The sequence below is a fragment of the Streptomyces sp. NRRL S-244 genome, from assembly GCF_000717915.1.
Classification (GTDB): Bacteria; Actinomycetota; Actinomycetes; order Streptomycetales; family Streptomycetaceae; genus Streptomyces.
The window spans coordinates 204,349-229,922 of sequence record NZ_JOCX01000009.1 but is presented as its reverse complement, the minus strand read 5'-3'; the positions used below and the strand labels follow the sequence as shown (position 1 = coordinate 229,922).

21 protein-coding genes and 1 tRNA gene are annotated in these 25,574 nt (G+C 72.0%); 13 read left to right on the top strand and 9 right to left on the bottom strand.

Annotated elements, in window-relative coordinates; genetic code table 11:
* Positions 1-4: 4 nt before the first annotated feature.
* Positions 5-787, bottom strand: coding sequence for an SDR family oxidoreductase (locus IF02_RS0113820; RefSeq protein WP_030156712.1), 783 nt, complete (start codon positions 785-787; stop codon positions 5-7).
* A 184-nt stretch (positions 788-971) separates the two neighbouring features.
* On the opposite strand from IF02_RS0113820, the gene IF02_RS0113815 reads away from it, so the two are divergent.
* Complete coding sequence (locus IF02_RS0113815) at positions 972-1,823, top strand: hypothetical protein (RefSeq protein ID WP_030156710.1); 852 nt, start codon at positions 972-974, stop codon at positions 1,821-1,823.
* 208 nt (positions 1,824-2,031) lie between these two features.
* Here IF02_RS0113815 and IF02_RS0113810 read toward each other — a convergent pair whose 3' ends face one another.
* The 3 genes from IF02_RS0113810 to IF02_RS0113800 form a co-directional block, all read right to left on the bottom strand.
* Entirely contained in the window at positions 2,032-2,244 is a 213-nt protein-coding gene (locus tag IF02_RS0113810) for a DUF397 domain-containing protein (RefSeq protein ID WP_030156708.1), read from the bottom strand.
* Positions 2,245-2,456: 212 nt separating this feature from the next.
* On the bottom strand, positions 2,457-3,341 hold the full coding sequence (locus IF02_RS0113805) for a helix-turn-helix domain-containing protein (protein ID WP_030156707.1): 885 nt from the start codon (positions 3,339-3,341) through the stop codon (positions 2,457-2,459).
* A 247-nt stretch (positions 3,342-3,588) separates the two neighbouring features.
* Positions 3,589-4,335, bottom strand: coding sequence for a GOLPH3/VPS74 family protein (locus tag IF02_RS0113800; RefSeq protein WP_030156705.1), 747 nt, complete (start codon positions 4,333-4,335; stop codon positions 3,589-3,591).
* A gap of 163 nt (positions 4,336-4,498) precedes the next feature.
* Between IF02_RS0113800 and IF02_RS35490 the strand changes: the two genes are divergently transcribed.
* The 3 genes from IF02_RS35490 to IF02_RS0113775 all read left to right on the top strand — a co-directional run bounded on the left by IF02_RS35490 (position 4,499) and on the right by IF02_RS0113775 (position 10,986).
* A complete protein-coding gene (locus IF02_RS35490; protein ID WP_234318192.1) occupies positions 4,499-7,537 on the top strand; it encodes a hypothetical protein in 3,039 nt (1,012 codons plus the stop codon).
* A gap of 169 nt (positions 7,538-7,706) precedes the next feature.
* Positions 7,707-9,656: an MFS transporter gene (locus IF02_RS0113790; RefSeq protein WP_234318191.1), complete on the top strand. Its 1,950-nt coding sequence runs from the start codon at positions 7,707-7,709 to the stop codon at positions 9,654-9,656.
* A gap of 700 nt (positions 9,657-10,356) precedes the next feature.
* Entirely contained in the window at positions 10,357-10,986 is a 630-nt protein-coding gene (locus tag IF02_RS0113775) for a sortase domain-bontaining protein (protein WP_051696198.1), read from the top strand.
* 70 nt (positions 10,987-11,056) lie between these two features.
* Here the strand turns inward: IF02_RS0113775 and IF02_RS0113770 are convergent.
* A tRNA-Arg gene (locus IF02_RS0113770) sits at positions 11,057-11,129 on the bottom strand.
* A 240-nt stretch (positions 11,130-11,369) separates the two neighbouring features.
* Between IF02_RS0113770 and IF02_RS0113765 the strand changes: the two genes are divergently transcribed.
* From IF02_RS0113765 to IF02_RS0113755, 3 genes are read left to right on the top strand one after another with little or no spacing between them, the layout of a single operon-like run.
* Entirely contained in the window at positions 11,370-13,259 is a 1,890-nt protein-coding gene (locus IF02_RS0113765; protein WP_158708495.1) for a tetratricopeptide repeat protein, read from the top strand.
* On the top strand, positions 13,160-13,405 hold the full coding sequence (locus tag IF02_RS34800; protein WP_158708494.1) for a hypothetical protein: 246 nt from the start codon (positions 13,160-13,162) through the stop codon (positions 13,403-13,405). Before IF02_RS0113765 ends, IF02_RS34800 begins: the two co-directional genes overlap by 100 nt.
* 39 nt (positions 13,406-13,444) lie before the next feature.
* On the top strand, positions 13,445-14,317 hold the full coding sequence (locus IF02_RS0113755; protein WP_030156694.1) for an FAD binding domain-containing protein: 873 nt from the start codon (positions 13,445-13,447) through the stop codon (positions 14,315-14,317).
* Positions 14,318-14,326: 9 nt separating this feature from the next.
* On the opposite strand, the gene IF02_RS0113750 is transcribed toward IF02_RS0113755, so the two are convergent.
* Positions 14,327-14,809, bottom strand: a complete 483-nt coding sequence (locus IF02_RS0113750; RefSeq protein WP_030156692.1) for a RidA family protein — start codon at positions 14,807-14,809, stop codon at positions 14,327-14,329.
* Positions 14,810-14,895: 86 nt separating this feature from the next.
* Positions 14,896-16,173 carry a M6 family metalloprotease domain-containing protein gene (locus IF02_RS0113745; protein WP_030156691.1) on the bottom strand — a complete coding sequence of 426 codons (1,278 nt, stop codon included), beginning with the start codon at positions 16,171-16,173 and terminating at the stop codon, positions 14,896-14,898.
* Between the two features lie 243 nt (positions 16,174-16,416).
* Here IF02_RS0113745 and IF02_RS0113740 point away from each other — a divergent pair, with 243 nt between their 5' ends.
* The 3 genes from IF02_RS0113740 to IF02_RS0113730 all read left to right on the top strand — a co-directional run bounded on the left by IF02_RS0113740 (position 16,417) and on the right by IF02_RS0113730 (position 20,138).
* Positions 16,417-17,160: a TetR/AcrR family transcriptional regulator gene (locus tag IF02_RS0113740; RefSeq protein ID WP_037836203.1), complete on the top strand. Its 744-nt coding sequence runs from the start codon at positions 16,417-16,419 to the stop codon at positions 17,158-17,160.
* 92 nt (positions 17,161-17,252) lie between these two features.
* On the top strand, positions 17,253-18,797 hold the full coding sequence (locus IF02_RS0113735) for an MFS transporter (protein WP_030156689.1): 1,545 nt from the start codon (positions 17,253-17,255) through the stop codon (positions 18,795-18,797).
* A 363-nt stretch (positions 18,798-19,160) separates the two neighbouring features.
* Positions 19,161-20,138, top strand: coding sequence for a sigma-70 family RNA polymerase sigma factor (locus tag IF02_RS0113730; protein ID WP_030156688.1), 978 nt, complete (start codon positions 19,161-19,163; stop codon positions 20,136-20,138).
* A gap of 128 nt (positions 20,139-20,266) precedes the next feature.
* On the opposite strand, the gene IF02_RS0113725 is transcribed toward IF02_RS0113730, so the two are convergent.
* A complete protein-coding gene (locus tag IF02_RS0113725) occupies positions 20,267-21,217 on the bottom strand; it encodes a helix-turn-helix transcriptional regulator (protein WP_030156687.1) in 951 nt (316 codons plus the stop codon).
* 64 nt (positions 21,218-21,281) lie between these two features.
* On the opposite strand from IF02_RS0113725, the gene IF02_RS0113720 reads away from it, so the two are divergent.
* Both IF02_RS0113720 and pfkB read left to right on the top strand, forming a co-directional pair.
* Positions 21,282-22,769: an MFS transporter gene (locus IF02_RS0113720; RefSeq protein WP_051696197.1), complete on the top strand. Its 1,488-nt coding sequence runs from the start codon at positions 21,282-21,284 to the stop codon at positions 22,767-22,769.
* A 192-nt stretch (positions 22,770-22,961) separates the two neighbouring features.
* Positions 22,962-23,912, top strand: coding sequence for a 1-phosphofructokinase (pfkB, locus tag IF02_RS0113715; protein WP_030156683.1), 951 nt, complete (start codon positions 22,962-22,964; stop codon positions 23,910-23,912).
* A 7-nt stretch (positions 23,913-23,919) separates the two neighbouring features.
* Here pfkB and IF02_RS0113710 read toward each other — a convergent pair whose 3' ends face one another.
* Positions 23,920-24,702, bottom strand: a complete 783-nt coding sequence (locus IF02_RS0113710; protein ID WP_030156681.1) for a DUF6227 family protein — start codon at positions 24,700-24,702, stop codon at positions 23,920-23,922.
* Between the two features lie 192 nt (positions 24,703-24,894).
* On the opposite strand from IF02_RS0113710, the gene IF02_RS0113705 reads away from it, so the two are divergent.
* Positions 24,895-25,536: a vitamin K epoxide reductase family protein gene (locus IF02_RS0113705; protein WP_030156679.1), complete on the top strand. Its 642-nt coding sequence runs from the start codon at positions 24,895-24,897 to the stop codon at positions 25,534-25,536.
* The last annotated feature ends 38 nt before the right edge of the window (positions 25,537-25,574 follow it).

Sequence of the window (25,574 nt, the reverse complement as noted above, 5' to 3'; positions counted from 1 at the left end):
GCCGTCATCGCATCAGCTCACCGGCGTTGACCAGCAGGGACTGGCCGGTTATCGCCCGTGCCCGGTCGGAGGCGAGGAACACGGCGGCGTCGGCGACGTCCCCGTCGGTGGCCAGGTCGGGCAGCGCCATCCGCTCGGTCAGCCGCGCGTGCACCTCGGCCTCGGGAACCCCCTCGGTGTGCGCGGTGAAGGTGACGAACGCCTGGACGGGCGGCCCCCACATCCACCCGGGCAGCACCGTGTTGACCCGGATCCGATGCGGCCCGAGCTCGCGGGCCATGGAGTACATGGCGGAGGTCAGAGCACCCTTGGAGGCGGCGTAGGCCGCCTGCTGCACCTCGTTGGGCGCGGCCACGGCGGACTGCGTGCCCACGATGACCACGGACCCGCCCCGCTCCTTGAGCGCGGGCAGGCAGGCCCGGGTCATCCGCAGCGTCCCGAGCAGGTTGACGTCGATGATCTGCGACCACGTCCCGAAGTCGGCGTCTTCGAGCCCCCCGAAGTAGGAGTCCCAGGCGGCCACGTGCACGACGGCGTCGATCCCCCCGAACCGCTCCCGCGCGAGGGCGGCGAGCGCCGCGCACTGCTCCTCGTCGCGGATGTCGGTCGGCAGATGGGCCGTGTGCGCGCCGTCGGGGTCGATCTCGGCGGCGGACTTGGCGAGGTTGGCCTCGGTCCGCGCCCCGAGCACGGCGTTCCCGCCGTCCCGTACGACGGCGGCGGCCACCTGGTGGCCCAGCCCGGCCCCGACGCCGGAGACGATGACGGTCTTCCCTTGCAGCAGCATGCGCGTGCCTCCCGGCGGCGGGGGTCCATCTGACGGTCCGTCAGGCTAGAGCCTCGGCCCGGGGTTGGGAAGGGGGGTGGCGTGCCGGCGCCCACGTAAAGATGCATGTGACACCTGTATGCCGAGGGACGGAACACTGCGCACCCCCTCCCCATCTGACGTCGCATCAGCTAGACCGTTCGGCATGACGACGGAACACCAGAGCCGAGACACCCGCCCCGAGACCTACGCCGACCTGGCGGCGGTGGGCCCGTACGGCGTCCGCCCCGGTCACGCGCTGATCACCATGGTCGAACCGCATCCGGGCCACGAGTACGCGTACAACCGCTGGTACGAGGACGACCACTGCTACGCCGGCGCCATGGCCATGCCCTGGATGTACGCGGGCCGCCGCTGGGTCGCCACCCGCGAGCTCCAGCAGCTGCGCTACCCGGAGAAATCGGCCGTCGCCCAGCCCGTCGGCGCCGGGTGCTACCTCTCCACGTACTGGGTGACCGAGGGCCGCTACGACGAGCACATGAAGTGGACGGTCGGCATCAACAAGCGCCTGAACCGCGACGGCCGCGTCTATCAGGACCGCACCCACGTCTTCACGGCCTTCCAGGACCACGAGGCCACGGTCTACCGCGACGGGGCGGCGGGCCCCCGGGACTTCCACGCCCTCGACCACCCGTACGCCGGCCTGGTCCTCCAGGTCATCGACGCCGACGGCCCCGGGCAGCGGGCGGAGCTGCTGGAGTGGCTGCGTTCGCGCGCCCTGCCGAAGCGGCTGCACGGCTCCCCGGCCGCGATGGTGACGGTCTTCCGGCCGACCCCGTTGCCCGGCGACCGGATGACGTACGTCAAGCAGGTCGAGGGGGTGGACACCCGGTTGACGCTGCTGTGGTTCCTGGAGGCCGATCCGCGTACGTGCTGGGACCGGTTCCAGGGCCTGGACGCCGAGGTCGCCGAGGCCGGACTGGGGCGCGTGGAGCTGGTGGCGCCGTTCATCCCGACGGTGCCGGGAACGGACCGGTACGTGGGGGAGCTCCGCTAGAAGGAGCTCCGCTGGAGGGGGCTCCGCTGGAGGGTGTCCGGGGACGGGCGGAATCCGGCCCCGGCGGATCAGGGTCGGCCGCGGACATGGCCGAGCCCCCTCGGCCGGGACGGCGGGCCAGTCGAGAGGGCTTCAGTCAGTGGTGCGGGTAATGCAGTCGTTGCGCGTGGTGCAGAGGAGGGGTCGGCGGGGCCGTACGCCGTGACGTTCAGACGAGGCGTCCCAGCCGGCCCTCGGTGACGTCGGCGACGAACGAGGTCCAGGAACCCGGCGCGAAGGTGAGGGACGGACCGTCCTGCACCTTCGAGTCGCGGACCGCGATGGCCTCCACGACGGGGGACTTGACCTCGACGCAAGCGCCGTTTCCGCCGGAGTAGGAGGACTTGATCCAGTTGTCCGTGGCGCCCTGACGAATAGCCATGTTTCTCTCCGGTTCAGCGAGTTGTGCCAGTGGGGTGTCAGCCATTTCGCTTCTCTGACCGACGTGATCGACGCTACCGGCACCTCTCGACGGGTGAAGAGGGCATTCACCCGACCGAGTGGCATATTCCATTCAGGACTTCTGTGGCTGGGGAGCAACGGTGTACCGTACCGGCCCCCCCTCGCCACCTGCCCGGTTTCCTCCCCTTTTACCTACTTCCCCTTGTCCGCGTACTCGCCGATGATCTCCGCGATGAACTGGCGCGTCTGCTCCACGTTGAGGGCCTGCGCGCGCAGGTGCTCGTACATGACGCTGTACTTCTGGACGTCGTTGGCCTTCTCCAGGTACAGGTCGCTCGTCACGCCCTCGATGTAGACCACCGTCGAGTCCGACGCGTCGGGGAACTCGAGGATCGCGTACTGGCCGTTCACGCCCGGGTGGGCGCCCATCGAGAACGGCATCACCTGCACGGTGATGTACGGCTGTTCGGACTGCTCTATCAAGTACTCGAGCTGCTTGATCATCAGCTGGGGGTCGCCCACGTGCCGGCGCAGCGCGGCCTCGTCGATGACCGCCCACAACCGCAACGGCCCGACTTCCGGATTGTTGTTGTCCGTTTCGGAGAGCCGTTTCTGCCGGTGCATGCGCACCTGGACGCGCTTCTCGACATCGGCCGGAGCGGTCTCGGGCAGCGCGCCGCGGATGAGGGCCTGGGCGTACTCCGGGGTCTGGAGCAGGCCGGGCACCATCTGGGGTTCGTAGGTGCGCAGGCTGGCGGCATCGGTTTCGAGGCCGATGTACACGCTGTACGGGATGTCGCCGAAGGCGTGCCACCAGCCCTGCTGGCGGGAATCCTTGGCCATCTGCATGAGGGAGTCGACGAGCCGGCGGTCCTCGACCTCGTACACGTCGCACAAGTCGCGGACGTCGCGCTGGCTGATGGAACGGCGGCCGTTCTCCAGCCTGCTGATCTTCGACTGGGAGACGAGCAGGCGTTCGGCGACCTGCTCGGCCGTCATGCCCTTGTCCTCGCGGAGCTTGCGCAACTCCATGCCCAGTCGGCGGCGTCGGACGGTGGGATTGACATTGGACGCCACTTGAACGGCACCTCCGCCTTCTTCTGGTTCTGTCTCTCTGCGTGTCTGATGGTGAGCAGACTGCCACCGAAGGGCGGGGCGGCGCCGGAGAACGGCCCGGAAATGCAGACGCGCGGGATGGCGGGGCCGGCGGACCGGCCCCGCCATCCCGCGCGCTGGCGGCTCCCGAACCGGGTCATCGGGGACGCCGGTTGCGGCGATGGCGGTTCGGTGGAGCGTTGGAGCGGTGAATCGGTAAAGCCGTGGATCAGTGCGCGGCCACACCGGCGCGTGCCATCGCGCCCGTCCGGCGCGCCTGCATCGGTACGCCGTTCGCCGTGGCCCGGGCGGCCGGCGGGGCCGCCGGTGCGCGGTCACGGCGCGGCTGTGCAGCCACACCGTTCTGGACGTCCATGACGGCGTGCGCCACGAGACCGCCCATCGGGTCGTGCCGGATCAGGTCCCGCAGCCGGGACCTGGACGACCGCCCCTCGTTGCCGGGGTACAGGTGCTTGCCGAGTCCGACCGCGTGGGCCAGTGCGGCGAGCGCCGCGGTCCGCGGGTCCGGCGGTACGCCGGTGCGGATCGCACTGTCGAGCCGGGCACGGATCTCCCGGCTGATCGCCGTGTCGGTCGCCTGGTAGCGAGTCGTCGGCAGCACTCCGCACATCTGGCCCGCGACGGCATGGACCATGCCGCAACGCTCCAGATGAGCGAGGTAAATCTGGCGGAGCCCCAGCCGGGGTCCGCCGATCCAGTGGACGGCCCGTACCGGGCTGCCGCGCCTGCGCAGCAGTTCCAGTGCGGAGTCCAGAGTCGGATCTCCTGTCGGCCGTGGCATCACCACGGCGATACGATCCCCATCAGGGGCTATCCGTCCTGCCAGAGCCAGCTCTACTAGCTGTGCCCCGGCCAGGCCGAGGTCGAGCGACTGCGGCTGCGCCGTGGTACCCGTGGTCGGGTCCAAAGCGAGCAGCAGAAGCTCCTCCGGAATTGTTCTGCGGCTCCTGCCCATCCATGCCTCCCCGCGTGGATGAGTGACAGGGTGACGCCTCTCACATTCATCTGTCGAGAGCGCCTGGTCGCTTTGTGGGGGAACCGGCAACTATGTCGTTCTCGTCTAGCGCGGGGGCGATGCCCCCTAGACGGGACACTGTTAGACATTCGGACAGCCGAACGTGGTGGCGATCGAGGAGGAACTGGTGGCGGGCGAGTCCCCCGACAAGTCGGTTGATGAAGGAGCGTCGGGGGCGGCGATGTCCTCCGCGGAGCGTGACCCGAGGCTGTCGGTGTTCCGGCCGCGGGAACCCGAGTCCGGGACCTCCGCCGCCGCCCCGGCCGAGGGCCGGGATCCGCTGCGCGAGGCGGTGGCGGCGTGGGTGGCCACGACCGAGGAGGAGTCCTCCGGGTCCTCCGGGTCCTCCGGGTCCTCCGGACGGGTGGACTCGGATCCGGCGCCGACGCCCGCACCGGCAGCGGCCGACAGCGAGCGGACGGCGGTCTTCCGCGCCCCGAAGCCGGCCGACCTGAAGCCGGCCGAGCCGAAGTCGGGCGAGCCTGCCGCCGAGGGGGCGGAGCCCGGTTCGGCCTCGGCCTCGGCCGATGCCGGTACGGACACCCCGGCGCCGGCCGCCGCTCCGAAGCCGGGCTCGGCTCCGGCCGAGGCCGCTGCGGGCGCCGCTGCGCCGCCCGCTCCCGAGCCGGGCTCGGCTCCGGGCTCGGCCCCGGCCTCCGCCGGGGGCGACAAGGCCGCCGCGAAGCCGAAGGCTGCGAAGCCGGACGCCGCTGCGGATGCTCCGGCCTCCGCCGGGGGCGACAAGGCCGCCGCGGAGCCGAAGGCTGCGAAGCCGGACGCCGCTGCCGGGACTTCGGCCGGGAAGCCGGCGCACGACAGTGAGCGCACCGCGGTCTTCCGGGCCGTGCGGCCGGGGGTCGCTGCGGATGCCCCGGCGTCCCCTGCCGCCGGGAAGCCGGCCAGTGGCGAGCGAGGCTCCGCAGCAGGTTCCGCTTCGGACGCCGCCAACGACGACACCACCGCCAAGGGTTCCGGTTCCGACGCCGCTTCGGCCGGCGCCGATCGCCCGGCCGGGAAGCCGGATCCGGCTTCCCCCGCCAAGCCCTCCGGTACGGACGCGCCGGCTGCCGCCGATACGCCGGCCAAGTCGTCTCCGGCGCACGACAGTGAGCGCACCGCCGTGTTCCGGGCCGTGCGGCCGGGTGCGGCGCAGGGCGGCTCGGGTGCTGCCGCCGCAGGTTCCGGTTCTGGTTCCGGTTCCGGTGCTGCGGCGGCCGCTGCGAAGCCGGCTGCCGCCGATGCCCCGGCGGGTGAGCCGGGTCCGGCTTCCGCCGCCACCTCGGCCGGAGCCGTCCGGCCGGATTCCGCTCCGGCCTCGGGCGCCGACAAGCCGGCCGCTGGTGATGGACCGGCCGGAAGGCCGGGTCAGGGTTCGGGTTCCGCTTCCGCCCCTGCTTCCGCGCGCAAGCCCGCTGGCGCCGCCGAGGCTTCCGGCAAGCCGTCGGCGGACGACAGTGAGCGCACCGCCGTGTTCCGGGCTCCGAAGGTGGATTCCGGGTCCGGCTCCGCCTCCGGGGCCGGGTCCCGGGCCGGGGCCGACGCCGCGGGCAAGGGCTCCGACGAGGCCGCGGACAGCGAGCGCACCGCCGTGTTCCGGGCCGTGAAGCCGGACGCCAAGGCCCCCGCCCCGGCTTCGCAGAAGCCCGCGGGCTCCCGGCCCGTGCCGCCGAAGGCGGTCGGCGGGGAGCGGGCCAGCACGTTCGTTCCGCTGCGCAAGGAAGACGGCCCGGCTCCGAAGCCGGCACCGGCGGCCCCCGCGGCAGCGGCTCCGGCTCCGGCCCCCGCCGCGGCCCCCGCACCCGTACCCGTACCCGTACCCGAGCACACCGAGCGGACCACGCAGCAGCCGCTGCCGCCCAAGCCGCCGCTCGACATGCTCGCGGACCTCACCAACAACCCGCCCCCGCCGCCGAGCCCCATGCGCACGGCCGTCCGGCGGGTCAAGATCTACGCCCCGCTCGTCGCGCTCCTCGCGATCGTCCTGGCCGTCGTCCAGCTCGTGCGCCCCATGCCCGAGCCGAAGCTCACGATGACCGCGAAGTCCTCGTACACCTTCGACGGCGGCAACCCGGTCCTGCCCTGGCCGAAGGAGGGCCAGGCCTACATGGCTGCCGCAGGCCTCGGCACCGTCGGCAGCTTCGGCGAGCAGAAGCCGGTCGCCATCGGCAGCGTCGCGAAGACGATGACGGCGTACGTGATCCTGAAGAACCACCCCCTCAAGAAGGGTGAGAAGAAGGGTCCGATGATCGACATCGACCAGACGGCGGTCGACGACGGCGCCAAGAGCTCCGAGGGCGAGTCCACGGTCGGCACCCTCAAGGCGGGCGACAAGATCTCGGAGTACGACGCCCTCGCCGCGATCATGATTCCGTCGGCCAACAACGTCGCGCGGCTGCTCGCGCGGTGGGACGCCGGCGGCGACCAGGAGGCGTTCGTCAAGAAGATGAACGAGGCCGCCAAGGAACTCGGCATGGCCAACACCACGTACACGGATCCCTCGGGTCTGGACGCGACGACGGTCAGCACCGCCGAGGACCAGGTCAAGCTCGGTCTCAAGGTCGTGGAGATGCCGGAGCTGATCGAGATCACCAAGCTGCCGGAATGGACCGACCAGTACGGCAAGAAGTGGCGCAACTACAACACGCTCATCCCGGGCAACGGCGCGCTCGGCATCAAGACCGGCTCCACCACCAAGGCCGGCGGCAACCTGCTCTTCGCCGCCGAGAAGCAGGTCGGCAAGACCAAGCAGCTGATCGTCGGCGCGGTGCTCGGCCAGTACGGCGTCCCGATCCTCGACACGGCGATCGCGGCCAGCAAGCAGGTCATGCTGGCCACGCAGAAGATGCTGGTGAACGCGCCCGTCGTGAAGAAGGGCGACGTCGTCGGGTACGTGGACGACGGTCTCGGCGGCCACACCCCGGTCGTCGCCACCGCCGACGTGGAGGCGGTCGGCTGGCCGTCGCTCACCGTCACCGTCAAGCTCGCCGCCGGGGACGGAAAGCTCCCGCAGACCGCCAAGGCGGGCACCGAGATCGGCGTGCTGACCGTCGGTGAAGGGGCCAGCCAGGTGAAGGTGCCGGTGGCACTGCAGAGCGACCTCGCCGCGCCGGGCATCGGCAGCAAACTGACCCGTGTCGGCTGACCGCCCCCGCAAACGGTGAAGTGACCGCTTGCCGCGATACCGCGTGATTCCGGCGCCCCGGGCAACCCCGGGGCGCCGCCGCGCGTCTAGCGACCCGGGAACGGTACGCAGAATTTCGATCGATGCTCCGGTGAACCCGGGGAGTCCGGGGAATCCGGGGAGTAGTGCAGTGACCACCGCTGAGCAGCAGAGCCAGGGCGACCGGAGTGCACCGGCGGCCGCCGGCGGATCCGGTGCGTCCGGCGCCGGCGACATGCCCGAAGCCGCTCCCGGCGGCATAGGGGCCGCCCCGGTCGCCCCGGCTCCCGTCGCCTCCGCCGCTTCCGCCGCTTCCGTCACCTCCCGCTCCCTCGGCCGGCTCCGCCGCCACCCGGTGCTCGTCGCCACCGCCCTGGCGGCCCTCCTGCACGTGATCTGGTTCTTCAGCTTCGCCAGCAGCGGCGGCGACCTGGCCGCGCAGGACGCCTGGGCCGAGTTCGTCGGCCGCCATCCGGACTCGGCGTACAACCTCGCCTGGTACGGCGGCATGCACCCCGTCTCGTACAGCGTGGTGTCCCCGTACGTCATGCACATGATCGGCGTGCGGACCACGATGATGGTCGCCGGTACGGTCTCGGCCGGGCTGCTCGCGCTGATCCTGACCCGCTGCCGCGGTACCGTCCGCGAGCCCCTGTGGCCGGCTCTGGCCGGGGTGTACGGGCTGCTCTGCAACGCCCTGTCCGGACGCGTCACCTTCGGGCTCGGCGCGATGTTCGCGCTCGGCGCGGTCGCCGCCGTCTTCTGCTGGCCCCGCAAATGGGCGGAGCGACGCTGGGCCAAGGCGGCCGTGGCGGCGCCGCTGGCCGGGCTCGCGACCGCCTCCAGCCCGGTCGCGGGGCTCTTCCTCGGGGTGATCGCGGCCGCCCTGTTCCTGAGCGGGCGGCGCCCGGGGGCGTACGCGCTCGGCCTCGCCCCGGTGGCGGTCGTCGGGCTGTCGGCCTGGCTGTTCCCGTTCTCCGGGACGCAGCCGATGAAGCTGGGCTCGGCCGCGCCGCCGTTCCTCTTCGGACTGGCGGTCCTGTTCCTCGTACCGAAGCGGTGGAAGACCGTCCGGATCGCCTCCGCCGTGTACGCCTTCGGGGTCCTGCTGACCTGGGCGGTCGACTCGCAGGTCGGCTCGAACGTCACCCGGCTGGTCATGCTGTTCGGCGGGGCCGTGCTGCTCGCGGCCCTCCCGTACGCGGTCCCGCGCAGCCGGCACTGGTACGCGGTGCTGTTCGCGTTCATCGGGATCAACGTCTGGATCACCGCCAACAGCATCACGGACATCGTCCGCACCACCCCGGTGGCCGCCTGGAACCGGGAGCTGGCCCCGCTGGTCGACCAGCTGAAGAAGGCGGGGGCCGAGCGCGGCCGGGTCGAGGTGGTCCCGGCCAGCAGCCACCGCGAGTCCTCCGCCTTCCCCGCGTACGTCAACCTCGCGCGCGGCTGGAACCGGCAGGCGGACCTGGAGCGGAACCCGCTCTTCTACGACGACACCCTCACGGCCGTGAGCTACCGGGACTGGCTGGACCGCTGGGCCGTGCACTACGTGGTGCTGCCGGCCGACAAACCCGATTCGGGCGGGGAGGACGAGGCGAAGCTGGTGAGCGAGGGGCTCCCGTACCTCCAGCAGGTGTGGGGCGACCGGAACTGGCGGCTGTTCAAGGTCGACGCGCCGACGGACCTGGTGTCCGGGCCGGCCACGGTGGTGCGGGCGGGCGCGGACCAGCTGGTCGTGGACGTGAAGACGGCCGGGCGGGTGCTCGTACGGATCCCGCACTCGCCGTGGCTGGGGCTGGTGGACGGGGCGGGCAAGCCGGTGCCGCCGCCGCAGGAGACGTTCGCGTCGAAGGCGCGCAGCGGGGGCGGGGGCGGCGGCTCGGGCACGCTGCCGAAGGAGTACGCGAACACGGCGGGGTGCCTGTTCAAGGCGGCTCCGGACACGGCGGGCGACGTGTGGACGGAGCTGCTGGCGCCGGGGCCGGGGGTGTACCGGGTGGCGGCGAAGTACCAGCTGCCGCGGGGGACGCCGTGCCCGGAGGAGCTGACCCGGTGGCTGGCGGGGTCGGTGGAGCGCCCGGCCCCGCCGCGCCCTTGATCGGGAGTTTTTACGGTCGGTCCGGGTGCGTTGCTCCGCATATCTGCATACGATCCCAATAGTCCGATTGGGTGCTTCCCGAGGGAGTTGACGACGGGATGAGCAAAGAGCAGCAGAGGCAGGATTTCCGAGAGGCTTTCCAGGCCCAGGGGCCGGATCGGCCGCCGCGCCCGGCAGGCCACGGCTTCGACGGTCTCGTGCGGAGCAAGGTCAAGGGTGGAGCGCACACGAAGGCGGCCCTGAAGCGGGCCGGCGCCCCGCAGGGTGACCGCATCGGGGAGCGCAGCAGAGGCCTGAGCTGATCTCACGCCCCAAGACAGACGACCACGAGTTGCGCGTTTGCGCCGCCAGCCCTCCCGGTTCCGGCCGGGAGGGCTTTCGTACGCCTCCCACCAGGGACTTCGGTCCTTGACGGAGCCGCGCCCCAGTATCCGGACAACCGTTACATTGCCGACGGATTACCAAAACATGACCCTCGTAACGTCGGGTCTGTCGCCAGGCCGCACCGCACCCGAGCGGACGGCCGGACCGAGGCCGAGGCCGAGACCGCGGGCGACGCCGACCCGAGGGGAACCCACCATGCGCGCCACCTTCCGTACCGCTGCCGTCGCCGCCGGCCTCGGCTTCTCGGTGCTGCGCCGCCGCCGTGCCGAGGGCTGATCTCCCGCCCGTCCCCGCCCTTCCCCGCCCGGAGAACACCATGCCCAGCACCCTCATGCCCCGCACGCGCCGCGCGATCGTGGCGACGACCCTGACGCTGTCCGTCACGGGCGCCCTGGCCGCCTGCGGCACCGGCGGCACCAAGCTCCCGCCCGACCCCAAGGTCGGCAACGCGTCCGCGGCCTCCCCCGTGGCCGACGCGACCACGGCCCTGCCCCCGTCGAAGCCGACCGGCATGAAGATCGACGCGGCGGGCGTGGACGCGAAGAAGATGGTCGACCTCAAGGTGGACGCCACCACCGGCGAGCTCGGCGTCCCCGACGCCGACACGGACGCGAACAACCCCGGCTGGTGGACCGAGGGCGCGACCCCGGGCGAGAAGGGCGTCTCCGTCCTCGTCGCCCACTTCGACACCAGGCACGGCCCGGCGCTGATGAAGGACGTCAAGAAGATCAAGCTCGGCGACCTGATCGAGGTGGAGCGCGAGGACGGCAGGACCGCGAAGTTCAAGATCCGCGAGATCGAGGACGTCAACAAGAAGGACTTCCCGACCGACAAGGTCTACGGCGAGACCCAGCGCCCCGAGCTCCGCCTCCTCACCTGCGGCGGCGAGATCAAGGACGGCCACCGCACCAACAACGTCATCTTCTACGCCGACCTGGCCCCCTGACCGCGGCCCTGACCCCCACCCCAAGCAAAAAAAGGGCACCCACTGATCCAGTAGGTGCCCTTTTCCCATGTGCCCTCGGCAGGATTCGAACCTGCGACACCGGCTTTAGGAGAGCCGTGCTCTATCCCCTGAGCTACGAAGGCGTGACCGCTGACAGCCTAGCGGATCGCCCGGTGCGTGGTCGCCCCGATATGGGCGACGCCGCCGGGCGCGGTTCGGCTTCCGCCGGTGGCCGTCGCCAATTCCCGCACGCCTCCCCGCAAGTGGCGATCGGCGCGAGCAGGGCGTCGGTGCGTGGCGGGGCTCGGGCGGGTGGGGGTGGTTATCGGCCATGATCTGGTGGAAGGGGGCGTTCGGGCGGGGTGGGCTGGGAGACTGCCGGCGTGAACGACTCGGTGAGCAGTGCCATCTCCGGCGGCACCTTCAACGGTCCCTTCTTCATGGGCCGGGACGCCCAGGTGGTTCACCATGGGCCCCTGGCTCCGCCCGTGCCCCGCATGCTGCCCTTCGGCCCCGACGGGTTCGTCGACCGCGAGGCCCTGCGGGAGCGGCTCGACGGGCTGCTCGCCGGGCGGGACGGCCAGGGTGCGCCGCTCCTCGTGCTGCTGCACGGCACCGTCGGCGTCGGCAAGACCGGGCTGCTCCTGCACTGGGCCCAGCAGCGCAAGGACGCCTTCCCCGGCGGGGTGTTCCACGCCGACATGAGCCCCCGGGGGCTCGGAGCCCCCACCGACACCGCCGCCGTGCTCGAATCGTTCATCGGGGTGCTCGGCACGCCCCGCGCCGAACTCCCCGCCACCGAGGACGCCTTGGCCGCGCGCTTCCGCAGCCTCACCGCCGAACTGCCCTCGCTCGTCGTCCTCGACGGGGTCCTCTCCGCCGCCCAGGTGGACGTGGACCGGCTGCTGCCCGGCCATCCCGGCAGCATGGTGGCGCTGACCAGCAGGTTCCGGCTCGGCGCCTTCGGCGGGCGGCTGCCGGTGCGGCTCGTCGTGCCCGAGCTGGACGAGGAGGCGTGCGCCGAGCTGTTCCGCACCGTCGCGGGGGAGGACGTACCGGTACCGGCCGGGGACGCGCTGCGTACGGTGCTGCGGGCCTCGGCCGGGCTCCCGTACGTCGTCCGCATCGCCGCGGCCAGCGCCGCCGAACCGGCGTTCGACGGGGTCGAGGGGCTGGCGGCCCGGGTCGCACGGGAGAACATCCTGGAGGCGCTCGAAATGCCCCGCCGCCTCTTCGACCTCGCCTACGAGGCCCTCGACCCCGAAGTGCAGCGCGGATTCCGCCTCCTGGGGGTCCACCCCGGCCCCGAGTTCGCCGACGCGCTCCTCGACGAGCTGGCGCCCGGCGTACGAGGGCCCCTCTACGCGGCCGGCCTGCTGGAGCGGTCCGGGCCCCGGCGCTCCCGGCTGAACGGGGTCGTCCACGGCCACGCCCAGATCCTGGCCGCCCCCGATCCCTCCGACGACGTGCAGCGCGTCATCGACTGGTACCTGCGCCGGGCCGTCGCCGCCGAGCTGCGGATCTCCGGGCGCTGGCGGGCCGGCGCCCTTTTCGCCGAACCCGGCCCGCTCACCGGCGTGTTCAAGGACAAGGGCGAAGCCTTCGAGGCGCTGGAGCCCGACCGGAACAACCTCCTGGCCGTCGCCGAACTGCCCGGCATCGAACCGGCGCAGCTCTGCCTGCTCGCCGAGGCCGTCCACGGGCTGTTCCTCGACCGAGGCCACCACGCCCTGTGGATCCGCATCGCCCGGCTCGCCGCCGACGCCGCCGGCCGCACCGGCGACGGCGACGGACTCCTCCTCGCCCGGATGCACTTCGAGCTGGCCTTCGCCCTCACCGACCGCGGCTCCGCCGAGGACCTCGACGAGGCCCGCACGCACTACGACGCGGCCCGCGAGAGCGCCCGCCGCGCCGGAGGGCACGCCCGGACCGAGTCCTCCGCCCTGGAAGGGCTCGGCCGGATCGCGGTCGCGCAGGGCGATCCGCAGACGGCAGCCGAACGGTACGGGCAGGCCCTGGCGGCCCTCGGGGACCTGGAACACCCGCGCGGCCGGGCCCTGTTGGAGTACCACCAGGGCAACGCAGCGAGCGCGGCCGGCCGGCACGAACAGGCCGCCGCCCACCTGGCCGAGGCCCTGCGCGGCTTCCTCGCGCCGACGGCGACGAGGCGGCGGTGGAGCAGCTCGAAGAGGGCTGGCGGGAGCGCCTGCGGACGGTCCTGGAGGCCGATCAGGCGGCCGTACGGGAGCTCACGGAGCTGCTGGACGAGGTGAACCCGGGCTGGCGGGACGCCGCGCAGGCACCGTCGATCTCGATCAGCATCAGCGGCGGCACCTTCCACGACAAGGTCTTCCAGAGCGGCCGGGACATCAACGTCAACGCCTCCCGGCGGCCCGATGACCGGGGGAATTCCGCCTGATTCGGTTTGAGGTCGAACACCCCGGTCCATGGGACACCCATGGAATTCCTTCGCCCCGCCGGCTGGGAGGAGGCGCTCGCCGCCAAGGCCGAGCACCCCACGGCCGTGCCCATCGCCGGCGGCACCGACGTGATGGTCGAGATCAACTTCGACCACCGCCGGCCCGAGTACCTCATGGACCTGAACCGCATCGGTCTGCTGCGGGAATGGGAGGTCGGCGAGGACGTCGTACGGCTCGGCGCGTCCGTCCCGTACACGCAGATCATGGAGCACCTGCGGACTCGGCTCCCGGGGCTGGCCCTCGCCTCGCACACCGTCGCCTCCCCGCAGATCCGCAACCGCGGCAGCGTCGGGGGCAACCTCGGTACGGCCTCCCCGGCGGGTGACGCCCACCCGGCGCTGCTCGCGGCGGGCGCCGAGGTCGAGGTGGAGTCCGTACGGGGGTCCCGGCTGATCCCGATCGACGCGTTCTACACCGGGGTCAAGCGCAACGCCCTCGCCCCCGACGAGCTGATCAAGACCGTGCACGTGGCCACCGCCGACGGGCCCCAGCAGTTCTCCAAGGTCGGCACCCGCAACGCCATGGTCATCGCCGTCTGCGCCTTCGGCCTGGCCCTGCACCCGGCGACCCGGAGCGTCCGTACGGGCATCGGCTCGGCGGCGCCCACGCCGGTGCGGGCGAAGACGGCAGAGGAGTTCCTGGCCGCGGCCCTGGACGAGGGCGGGTTCTGGGAGTCCCGCAAGGTCATCACCCCGTCGATCGCGAAGCAGTTCGGGGATCTCGCGGCCGCGGCCTGCAACCCCATCGACGACGTGCGCGGCACCGCCGAGTACCGCCGGTACGCCGTCGGTGTCCTGGCCCGCCGTCAGCTCCTGTGGACCTGGGAGGAGTACCGCGGCAGGACCGCGTGACGGCAGGCCTCAGACGCCCATCGGGGTGTGCAGCTCCACGACGACCTCCACCTCGACCGGCGCGTCGAGCGGCAGCACCGCCACGCCCACCGCGCTCCGCACGTGGATGCCCGCGTCGCCGAAGGCGGTGCCGAACAGTTCGCTGGCCCCGTTGACCACGCCCGGCTGGCCGGTGAACCGCGGATCGCTCGCCACGAAGCCGACCACCTTGACCACCCGTTTGACGGCGGACAGGTCACCGGCCACGGAGGCGATGGCGGCGAGCGCGTTCAGCGCGCACTGCCGGGCCAGCGCCTTGGCCTGCTCCTCGGTGACCTCGGCGCCGACCTTCCCGGTCAGCAGCAGGGCGCCGTCGGCCATCGGGAGCTGGCCGGAGGTGTACACGTAGTGCCCGTTGACCAGGGCGGGCACGTACGCGCCCAGCGGGGCGAGGGTCTTCGGGAGGGTGAACCCGGCCGCGGCGAGCCGCTGTTCGGGGGTGCCGGTCGTCATCCAGTGTCTCCTCGGTCTCGTGGGCTCGGTCGGCTCGGTCGGCTCGATCGGCTGGTCGTCGTGTGGTCGTGCGGGGTCGGGCGGTCTCAGGGGCGGGTGATCCGGACCTGGAAGCTGCCGTTGCGCAGCTCGCCCACCACCGAGATGCTGACGCCGGCCGGCTCGTCGGTGAAGGTCTCGCCCGGCCGGAACGGCGCGTCCGACAGCTCCCCGTGCACGTTGGGCCGCCGGGTGCACCCGCCGCTGCCGATCGCGCTGTCGGAGACGGTGACGGGCCCGCGCCCGGTGTCCACCTGGGAGTCCACCTTGTAGATCAGTACGCCGGGCTTGCAGACGGCCTCGTCGTTCCCGGCCCGGGTGCGCACCTCCACCGCGTACCCGGCGGTCTCCGACAGCGGTACGAAGGCCAGCTTCGTGCCGCCCTCCACGGCGAGCGGGGTCAGGGTGTGGTCGCTGACGCCGGATTTCGCGGCGCAGCTGATCTGCGAGCTGTCCAGCCAGCCCAGCTTCCACTTGTGCCAGCCCAGCAGGTCGTTGTTGGCTCCCCAGTCCTCGCTCATGATGTCCCAGTGCCCGACGGTGCCCCCGCCGTCGGAGGTGTACAGGTCGGGCAGCCCGAAGACGTGCCCGTTCTCGTGCGGGAGCACCCGGTAGCCGGTCTCCCGGTAGGTGCCCGAGCCGTCGTCCTGGCGGCTGTAGACGAAGGACGTGTTGGCGAGCGGTACGCCGTCGGCCATCGGGGCCTCGGCGTTGCCGGAGAAGGTGACCGAGAGCACGGTGTCCAGGGCGGACGGTCCGGCGTTCGGCGTGACCAGGACGTTGACCAGGTCGTAGCGGCTGAAGTCCACCTCGGGGTCGGCGGCCTTCGCGATGTGCTCGACGAGCTGCCGGTAACCCGGCTCGTACGCGGATCCGCGCTCGATCCCGTACGCGGCGAACGGCATCGGCATCCGCAGCCAGGTCCTTATCGGCGCCTCGGCCCGGTACGTGAGCCGGCCGTAGGAGCTGGTGCGGAACCAGTCGGAGGTCTGGGGGAAGAACTCCGCCATGCGGTCCAGCGCCGCGCCCTCGCCCTTGGCGTCCGGGAAGTCGATCATCAGGTTCAGCGCGCGGACCTCGCCGGTCGAGCGGGAGTACCCGGGCGGGGTCGGCAGTCCCTCGGACATCTGGACGCCCATCGCGCCGGTGATCCGGCAGGGCGCCAGAGCGGACTCGGCGCTCGTGGCCACGGGCCCGGCCGCGGAGTGGCCGCGGCTGGATATCCCGGTGCTCGCGGTCGCCGTGACACCGAGGGCCAGCACCGTGAGGCCGATGTACGCGCCGGCGCGGCGTGGTCTGCGTATCCGCTGGCGGGTCTGCGGCATGGAGATCGCCTTCGGGTCCGCGGCAGCCGGCCGGGCCCGGACTGCGCTCTGTTCGATCACCCTCCGTCGGCTGCGGCGCGCCCGCGCGTCGAGTACGTCCGAACGGGAACCGCGATGTGACCCGGGTCACACAGGAGAGTGAAATAACCGGGGACGCAATCCCCGTTTGTACGTGAGTCCCGCAAAGCGGGGACCGACTCCCCGTTTGGGGGGGGGTACGAGATCCAGGCCAGGAGGCCCCGCATGAAGCGCCCCAGCACCCCGGAGGCGGTCCTGACCGCCCCGGCGGCGGCCGTGGACCTGCCGGCGGATCCGTCCGCGGGCCGGGCGGACCAGGCGGACCCGTCGGCCGCGGCGCCCACCCGGGTCCCGCGTCCGCGCGCGGACGCCGTCCGCAACCGCGAGCGGATCCTGGTCGCGGCGCGCGAGGTGCTCGTGGAGCAGGGCTCGGCGGCGCCGTTCGACGAGATCGCCCGCCGGGCGGGCGTCGGCAACGCGACCCTCTACCGGCACTTCCCCGATCGGGCGGCCCTGGTGCACCACGTCGTGCTGTTCGTCATGGACCGGGTCACCGCCCAGGCCGAGGACTCCCTCGCCGAGGAGACCGACGCCTTCGCCGCGCTGTGCCGCTTCACGCACGCCGCGGCGGACGAGCGGATCGGCGCCCTGTGCCCCATGCTCGCGGGGGACTTCGATTTCGAGCACCCCGAACTCATCGCGGCCCGCGAAGCCTTGGCGGAAGCCGTCGAGGCGATGGTGGCCGCGGGCCAGGGGGCCGGGCTGGTGCGCACGGACATCGGCGTCGGCGACCTGATGATCGCCCTCTCCCAGCTCAGCCGGCCGCTGCCGGGCATCACCTGCATGGACGTGGACGGGTTCGTCCACCGCCATCTCCAGCTGTTCCTGGACGGGTTGCGGGCGCCGGCCCGCTCCGAACTGCCGGGCGAGGCGGCCACCCTCGAGGACCTGAGGCAGAAAACCATGTGACGCCCCGGGTCGCGCCCGTTAGCGTCGTAAACCCGTCACAAATCCGTTAAACGCCATATTTCAGTCATTCCGCACAGTAAGTGGGTATCCCCATGCCGAAAACAGCCGCGCCTGCGCCGCTGGCTGCCGATCCCAGTCGCTGGAAGGCACTCGTCTTCATAGCCCTGGCCCAGCTGATGGTCGTCCTCGACGCGACGATCGTGAACATCGCCCTCCCGTCCGCCCAGACCGACCTCGGCATCTCCGACGGCAACCGCCAGTGGGTCATCACCGCGTACGCGCTGGCCTTCGGCGGACTGCTGCTCTTCGGCGGCCGCATCGCCGACAAGTGGGGCCGCAAGAACGCCTTCATCGTCGGCCTCATCGGCTTCGCCCTGGCCTCCGCGCTCGGCGGCGCCGCCAACGGCGAGGCGATGATGCTGGGTGCGCGCGCCCTCCAGGGTGCCTTCGGCGCACTGCTGGCCCCGGCCGCGCTCTCCCTGCTGGCCGTCATGTTCACCGACGCCAAGGAGCGGGCCAAGGCCTTCGGCATCTACGGTGCGATCGCGGGCGGCGGCGGCGCCGTCGGCCTGATCCTCGGCGGCTTCCTCACCGAGTACCTGAACTGGCGCTGGACCTTCTTCGTCAACATCCCGTTCGCGATCGTCGCGGCCATGGGTGCCTGGATGGTCATCCGTGAGCCCGCCGGCGGCCGCAACCGCGCGCCGCTCGACATCCCCGGCGTGGTCCTGTCCACGCTCGGCCTCGTCGCGCTGGTCTACGGCTTCACCCGCGCCGAGTCGGCCGGCTGGTCGGACGCCGTCACCGTGGCCATGTTCGTCGGCTCGGCGGTGCTGCTCGCGGCCTTCGTGTTCGTCGAGTCCCGCGTGAAGTCCCCGCTGCTTCCGCTGCGCGTCCTGCTGGAGCGCAACCGCGGCGGTGTCTACCTCTCGCTCGGCCTGGCCGTCATCGCGATGTTCGGCCTGTTCCTCTTCCTCACGTACTACCTCCAGGTCGTGAAGGGCTTCTCGCCGGTCAAGACCGGCTTCGCCTTCCTGCCGATGATCGCGGGCATGATCACGGGTTCCACCCAGATCGGCGCCCGTCTGATGACCCGCGTCCCGCCCCGGCTGCTGATGGGCCCGGGCTTCCTGCTCGCCGCCACCGGCATGCTGATGCTGACCCAGCTCGAGGTCGGGTCCTCGTACCCGGCGCTGATCCTGCCGGCGCAGCTGCTGCTGGGCCTGGGCATGGGTACGGCGTTCATGCCGGCCATGTCGCTGGCCACGCACGGGGTGAACCCGGCCGACGCCGGTGTCGCCTCCGCCATGGTCAACACCTCGCAGCAGGTGGGCGGCGCCATCGGCACCGCCCTGCTGAACACGATCGCCGCCTCGGCGACCACCGCGTACCTGACCGACCACGCGGCCGCGGTCGCGGCGGGTGGCCCGGCGGCGAAGCTGATCCAGGCCCAGGCGATGGTGGAGGGCTACTCCAGCGCCATCTGGTGGGCCGTCGGCATCCTCGTCGCCAGCTCGGCCATCGCCCTGACGCTGATCACCACGGGCCGGCCGGGCGCCGGCGGTCCGGTCGCCTCCGGCGACGGCGCGGGTGCGGACGCGGACGCGGACGTGAAGATCCCGGTGATCGCCCACTGACGCGGCTCGGGGAACCCCCGGAATGACTGATGACCCCGTCTCGTTCTGATGTGAACGAGGCGGGGTCGGTCGCGTTTGGATGGGAATGGGTTGGTTGTCCAGGCAACCGGAAGCGGGCGGGGGCCGTCTTCAAGGGCGGAGCGTGCAGCCACGGCACGCATCGCGGAGTGTGACGGTGGTCACGTGAGCGCGGCGGCGGGGCAGGATACTGCAAGATCCCCAAAAAGAGGGACCAACGTGGGAATTCTGTCCCGATTCCAGTCGTTGTTTCCATCGGAAGCGGGCACTCGGGAGAGTGTCCAGGGACGCAGAGCCGCGTTCCAGCAGCCGCACCGCGACCTAACTCATTGCAAGGGAGCACGCATGGCAACCCGCGCCGTCGCCCGTCGTCAGTCCAGGGGCAGCGCCCGCGCTGTGGGCGGGGAGATCGCCGACCGCGACCTGGTGGGCATGTACCTGGACGAGATCGCGCGCACCCCGCTGCTCGACGCGGCCAAGGAAGTGGAGCTCTCGCAGATCATCGAGGCGGGTGTGTACGCCCGGCAGATCCTCGACGGCGAGATAGAGCGCAAGGGCGAGAGCCCGGCGCGTGAGGAGCTGGAAGCGCTGGCCGCGGAAGGCGAGCGGGCCAAGGAGATCTTCATCCGCTCCAACCTGCGCCTCGTCGTGGCCGTCGCCCGCCGCTACCCGCGCAGCGGTCTGCCCCTGCTCGACCTGATCCAGGAGGGCAACGCCGGCCTGGTGCGCGCCGTCGAGAAGTTCGACTACGCCAAGGGCTTCAAGTTCTCCACGTACGCCACGTGGTGGATCCGCCAGGCCATCACCCGCTCCATCGCCGACCAGTCCCGCACCATCCGCCTCCCCGTCCACCTGGTCGAGGAGCTCGGCCGGATCCGCCGTGTCCAGCGCGAGTTCAACCGCGAGAACGGCCGGGACCCGGAGCACGCCGAGATCGCCGCCGAGCTGGACTCGACGGAGAAGCGCGTGGGTGACGTACTGGACTGGGCGCGCGACCCGGTCAGTCTGAACATGTCCGTGGACGACGAGGGCGAGACGCAGTTCGGCGACCTCCTGGAGGACACCTCCGCGATCTCCCCCGAGCAGTCCGTCCTGTCCCTCCTGCGCAGCGAGGAGCTGGAGGACCTGCTGGGCAAGCTGGACCAGCGCACGGCCTCGATCATCAAGATGCGGTACGGCATCGACGACGGCCGCGAGCGGACCCTGACGGAGGTCGGCAAGCAGCACGGCCTGACCCGCGAGCGGATCCGCCAGATCGAGAAGCACGCCCTGCTGGAGCTGAAGCGGATGGCCCGCGACACGGGCTTCGACGCGGTGGCCTGACCCGCGCCGCGGCCGAGCCCCCGCGGCGCGGCCGCCCCCTGAACGAGCCCCCGGTGCCTATCCCCCCCCAGGCACCGGGGGCTCCCTCGTATCCCGGGCCACCCCGGCCCACCTCCGCTCGCCCCGGCTCACCCCTGCGGGGGCACCGCCGCGGTGAGCCGTGACGCCAGTGCGCGGGCCGCGGCGGCCAGGAAGTCCGGGGTGTGCACCGTGAAGGGGACCGCGGTCAGCGCCAGCAGGGCCGCAACCCACTCCGGGGAATCCCCGCTGGAGAACCGCACCCGGCAGCCCCCGTCCACCGTCTCGGCATGCTGGCGCAGCCACCCCGGCAGCTCCTCGGCCGGGGCCGCGAACGACACGTCCACCGCGTAGGTCTCCCCGCCGTGCAGCCCGCGCCGTACGAACTCCGCCGCGTCCATCGGCAGCTCCCGCGGCGTGAACCGGGCGCCCGTGGCGAACGGCTCCGCCACCCGGTCCACCCGGAACGTCCGCCAGTCCCCCCGGTCCAGGTCGTACGCCACGAGGTACCACCGGCTCCCCGTGCTCACCAGCCGGTACGGCTCCACCAGCCGCCGCGAGTCGGCCCCGTCCCGCGCCCGGTACGCGAACCGCAGCCGCTCGGGCCCCGCCACCGCCGCCGCGATCGTGGTCAGCGTGCGCGGGTCGATGCTGGCCCCGTCCCCGCGGGTCACCGCGGTCGTGGCCGACTGGAGCGCGCCCACCCGGCGCCGCAGCCGCCCCGGCAGGACCTGTTCCAGCTTCGCGAGGGCCCGTACGGAGGCCTCCTCGACCCCCTCGATCGCGTGCCCGGCGCCCGCCCGCAGCCCCACCGCGATCGCCACCGCCTCCTCGTCGTCCAGCAGCAGCGGCGGCATCGCGGCGCCCGCCACCAGCCGGTACCCGCCCTCCGAGCCGAGCGTGGCCTCCACCGGGTACCCCAGCTCCCGCAGCCTCTCGATGTCGCGCCGGATCGTGCGCGGGCTCACCCGCAACCGCTCCGCCAGCTCGCTCCCGGGCCATTCGCGCGGGGTCTGGAGCAGGGAGAGCAGGGTCAGCAGCCGTGCCGGGGTGTCGGTCATACGATCCACATTGCCATGGGAAATAGGACACCATCTGACCTAGATCCCGTCTAAGTTTCTCTCCATGACCACCGAGACACCCAGCCCGACCGCCGACCGCCGCCGCTGGCTGGCGCTCGCCATCGTGATGACAGCGGCCTTCATGGACCTGGTCGACGTCACGATCGTCAACATCGCGATACCGAGCATGCGCGCCGACTTCGGCGCCTCCACCAGCGCGATCCAGTGGATCACCGCCGGCTATGCGCTGGCCTTCGCCGCCGGCCTGATCACCGGCGGCCGTCTCGGTGACATCTACGGGCGCAAGCGCCTCTTCCTCATCGGCATCGCCGGCTTCACCGCCGCCTCGCTGCTGTGCGGCATCGCCGCCAACCCCGACATGCTCGTCGCCTCCCGCATCCTCCAGGGCGCCATGGCGTCGCTGATGGTCCCGCAGGTGCTGGCGATCATCCACGTGACCTTCCCGCCCCACGAGCGCGGCAAGGTCTTCGGGATGTTCGGCGCGATCGTCGGCCTCGGCGCCGTCTCCGGCCCGATGCTCGGCGCCCTGCTCACCGAGTCGGACATCTTCGGTCTCGAATGGCGCCCGATCTTCCTGATCAACCTGCCCGTCGGCATCGCCGGCGTCATCCTGGGCCGGAAGTTCATCATCGAGTCCAAGGCCCCCAAGGCCCTGCGCCTCGACCTGGTCGGCGTGGTCCTGGCCACCCTCGCCCTGGTCATGCTGATCTTCCCGCTCACCCACGGCCGCGAGAACGACTGGCCCGTGTGGGGCTTCGTCTGCATGGCCGCCGCGCCGTTCGTCTTCGCCGCGTTCATCGCCTACGAGAAGTACAAGATCCGCAAGGACGGCTCCCCGCTGGTCGAGCTCTCCCTCTTCAAGGTCAAGAGCTTCGCCGGCGGTATCGCCGTCCAGCTGACCTTCGGCCTCGCGACCGGCATCTTCTTCCTGGTCTGGACGCTGTACATGCAGATGGGCCTCGGCTGGAGCGCCCTGCGGGCCGGCACCACCGGCATCCCGTTCTCGCTGGCCGTCTCGGCCGCCGCGGGCCTGTCCGTCCAGAAGCTCGTGCCGCGCTTCGGCCGCAAGGTGCTCCAGGCGGGCGCGCTGACCATGGCCGCGGGCATCCTCCTCTACATCTGGGAGGCGCGGTACTACGGCATGGAGATCGCCTCCTGGCAGATGGCCGCGCCGCTGATCGTCATGGGCATCGGCATGGGCCTGATCGTCGCCCCGCTCACCGACACCGTGCTGTCCGAGGTGCCGCGCGAGCACGCCGGCTCCGCGTCCGGCCTGATCAACACGACCGGCCAGATGGGCAACGCGCTGGGTCTCGGCCTCACCTCGGTCGTCTTCTTCGGGCGCATCGCGGACGACCGGGTCCTCGGTGCCCCGTACGTCGAGGCCTTCCACAGCGCGCTGTGGTGGATCGCGGCCGTGATGATCGGGATCTTCGGGGTGATGTTCATGCTGCCCCGCAAGTCGGTACCGATGGAGGAGCGCGAGGGCGGCCCGCAGGCCGCCGCGACGGAGGCCGTCCCCGTCGGGTAGCCCCTCCCCTCCCCACACCGTCCGGGCATGTCCGCTTCTGTTGGCGGACATGCCTGTTTGCTTTGGTTTGCACTGATTCTTTCGTACAGTGGGGCGCAATCCGCAGAAACGGACGCGCATCCCCATGTACGCACCGGTCCGCCATCGCACCCGGGCCGCCGTCGAGGCCGCCGGTACGGAAGTCGTGCTCGTATGATCCTCACCGTCACCCCGAACCCCTCCCTCGACCGGACGTACGAGGTCCCCCCGCTGGAGCGCGGCGCGGTGCTGCGCGCCACCGGCGACCGCGTCGACCCCGGGGGCAAGGGGGTCAACGTCTCCCGCGCGGTGGCCGCCGCGGGAGTCCTCACGACGGCCGTCCTCCCGCTCGGCGGCGGCCCTGGCGCGCTGATCGCCGAACTGCTGGGCGTACAGGGCGTGGACGTCACGGCGGTGACGGTCGCCGGGCAGACCCGCTCCAACATCGCGCTCGTCGAACCGGACGGCACCCTCACCAAGATCAACGCACCCGGTCCCGAACTCACCGCGGAGGAATCGGCCCTCCTGCTGGAGACCGTCCGCACCGCCGCCGGCCACCCCGACTGGATCGCGGCCTGCGGCAGCCTCCCGCGCGGCCTGGCGCCCGAGTGGTACGCCGAGCTGGTCGCCCGCGCCCGCGAGGCCGGCGCCCGGGTCGCCCTCGACACCTCGGGCCCGGCGCTGACCGCCGCCCTGCCGGCCCGCCCGGACCTGATCAAGCCCAACGCCTCGGAGCTCGCCCAGGCGGTCGGCCGCCCGCTGGCCACCCTCGGCGAGGTCACCCGGGCGGCCCAGGAGCTCCGCGCCCGGGGCGCGGGCGCGGTGCTGGCCTCGCTCGGCGCGGACGGCCAGCTCCTGGTGAGCGCCGAGGGGACCTTCCACGGCACGGCCCCCGTGGCCGCCGTCCGCAGCGACGTCGGGGCGGGCGACGCCTCCCTGGCCGGCTTCCTCATCGCGGGCGGGGCCGGCCCCAAGGCCCTCGCCTCGGCCCTGGCCCACGGCGCGGCCGCGGTCCAGCTCCCCGGCAGCGCCATGCCGACCCCCGCGGACCTGCGCCCCGGGGCGGTCCGCATCACCGAAAACCCGCCCCCGGACCAGCGTCTCTCCGCTCCCGCCCTGCCCTAGCGGGTCGTCATCTCACCCGCGCACGTAATTCCATCGCCCCGCGGGCGGCCGCCTCGCTCTCGTACACCTCGCACATGTGCCGCCCGTCCGGCGTCGCCGTGTGCTCGACCTCCCACAGGCTGAGCTCGCTCCCGTCCGGCAGCACGAACGAGTGCTCGTACAGGTTGAATCCGGGGCTCCGCCCGTCCGCCGTGAACGGCCGGGTGCCGAACGCCTGGGTGATCTGGTGCGCGTACGCCGACCTCAGCAGCAGCGCCGTCCCCTCGCCGGGCCGGTCCGGGTTCTCCGCCCGGCGCAGCACCCGGCGGGCGTGGTCGGCGGACTCCTCCAGCGCGTACTCCCGGCGCCGCTGCGCCGGCGTGGTCGCCGCGAACAGCGCGCTCAGCGCCGCCACATCGGTGTCCGGCTCCTCCTCGGCGGCGGCGAGCGCCGGATCCAGCTCCGGGTCGAAGGCCGCCTCGGCCGGGGCCTCGCCGAACAGCCGGGCCACGGCCAGGCAGGCCTCCGCCTTGCTCACGAAGACCTCGTGCCGGATCGTCCGGTCGCCCGCCAGCCGGTACACCAGCTCCCACAGGGACGCCGAACCGCCGTCGGCCAGCAGGTACGTGTGCCGGTGGGTCTCCCGCCACAGACCCGCCGCCGGGCTGTGGTGGGTGGTGCACAGCGAGGAGCTGTGGGCGAGCGCCGAGCCGAGGCGCTCGACCAACCGGTCCGGCAGGTCGAAAGAGTTGAGGGCGCGGCCCAGGAGTCGCTCGAGGTGCGCCTCGGTTGTCTCGTACGGATCGCTCAAGGTGGGTCTCCAGGCCGTCGCAGCTTGTGACTTCGCGGAAGCTCAACGTAGCCCCTGGCTCTGACATCACGTCCGGGGTTCGGTAAAACGTCCGGGAAGCATCCGGGGTTCCCGCCACCCCTTCAGGTCAACTTGCCCCGGGATGAGCATGGTTCGCCCGGGTCTGTGCCGGAGCGCGGGAACATGGCCCGTATGGCAACGAAAACAGTGGGCCTTCCCCGCCAGCAGGGGCTGCCCCACAGCAGACACGAGGGCGAACCGGACGCCGGCCCAAGGGCGTTGGCCTGGCTGCTGGCGCTCACCGGGGCCGCCGGGGTACTGGCCTCCTGGGTGATCACCCTCGACAAGTTCCTCCTGCTGGAGGACCCGGACTTCAAGCCCGCCTGCAGTCTGAACCCGGTGGTCTCCTGCGGCAGCGTCATGAAGAGCGAGCAGGCGGCGGCCTTCGGCTTCCCCAACCCCCTGCTGGGGCTGGTCGCGTTCGGGGCCGTCGTGTGCGTCGGCGCGGGCCTGCTGGCCGGCGCCCGCTACCGCGGCTGGTTCTGGCTGGGACTGAACGCCGGGATGCTCTTCGGAGTCGGCTTCTGCACCTGGCTGATGGTCCAGTCCCTGTACGAGATCAACGCGCTCTGCCTGTGGTGCTGCCTGACCTGGGCGGCCACCCTGCTGATGTTCTGGGCGGTCACCGCGCACAACGTCCGTACGGGCGCACTGCCCGCGCCCGGCCCCGTACGGACCTTCTTCACCGAGTTCGGCTGGGCCCCGCCCGTCCTGCACCTCGGCGTGATCGGGATGCTGATCCTGACGCGGTGGTGGGAGTTCTGGACCGGGTGACCGCGGCCGCCCGGCACGCCCGAGGGCCCCGGCAGCTG

Bases quoted from the DNA above. Each gene is read 5' to 3' on its own strand.
- IF02_RS0113820 (WP_030156712.1), bottom strand. From the start codon at position 787: ATGCTGCTGCAAGGGAAGACCGTCATCGTCTCCGGCGTCGGGGCCGGG.
- IF02_RS0113815 (WP_030156710.1), top strand. From the start codon at position 972: ATGACGACGGAACACCAGAGCCGAGACACCCGCCCCGAGACCTACGCC.
- IF02_RS0113810 (WP_030156708.1), bottom strand. From the start codon at position 2,244: ATGGCTATTCGTCAGGGCGCCACGGACAACTGGATCAAGTCCTCCTAC.
- IF02_RS0113800 (WP_030156705.1), bottom strand. From the start codon at position 4,335: ATGGGCAGGAGCCGCAGAACAATTCCGGAGGAGCTTCTGCTGCTCGCT.
- IF02_RS0113775 (WP_051696198.1), top strand. From the start codon at position 10,357: ATGCCCAGCACCCTCATGCCCCGCACGCGCCGCGCGATCGTGGCGACG.
- IF02_RS0113755 (WP_030156694.1), top strand. From the start codon at position 13,445: ATGGAATTCCTTCGCCCCGCCGGCTGGGAGGAGGCGCTCGCCGCCAAG.
- IF02_RS0113750 (WP_030156692.1), bottom strand. From the start codon at position 14,809: ATGACGACCGGCACCCCCGAACAGCGGCTCGCCGCGGCCGGGTTCACC.
- IF02_RS0113745 (WP_030156691.1), bottom strand. From the start codon at position 16,173: ATGCCGCAGACCCGCCAGCGGATACGCAGACCACGCCGCGCCGGCGCG.
- IF02_RS0113740 (WP_037836203.1), top strand. From the start codon at position 16,417: ATGAAGCGCCCCAGCACCCCGGAGGCGGTCCTGACCGCCCCGGCGGCG.
- IF02_RS0113735 (WP_030156689.1), top strand. From the start codon at position 17,253: ATGCCGAAAACAGCCGCGCCTGCGCCGCTGGCTGCCGATCCCAGTCGC.
- IF02_RS0113730 (WP_030156688.1), top strand. From the start codon at position 19,161: ATGGCAACCCGCGCCGTCGCCCGTCGTCAGTCCAGGGGCAGCGCCCGC.
- IF02_RS0113725 (WP_030156687.1), bottom strand. From the start codon at position 21,217: ATGACCGACACCCCGGCACGGCTGCTGACCCTGCTCTCCCTGCTCCAG.
- IF02_RS0113720 (WP_051696197.1), top strand. From the start codon at position 21,282: ATGACCACCGAGACACCCAGCCCGACCGCCGACCGCCGCCGCTGGCTG.
- pfkB (WP_030156683.1), top strand. From the start codon at position 22,962: ATGATCCTCACCGTCACCCCGAACCCCTCCCTCGACCGGACGTACGAG.
- IF02_RS0113705 (WP_030156679.1), top strand. From the start codon at position 24,895: ATGGCAACGAAAACAGTGGGCCTTCCCCGCCAGCAGGGGCTGCCCCAC.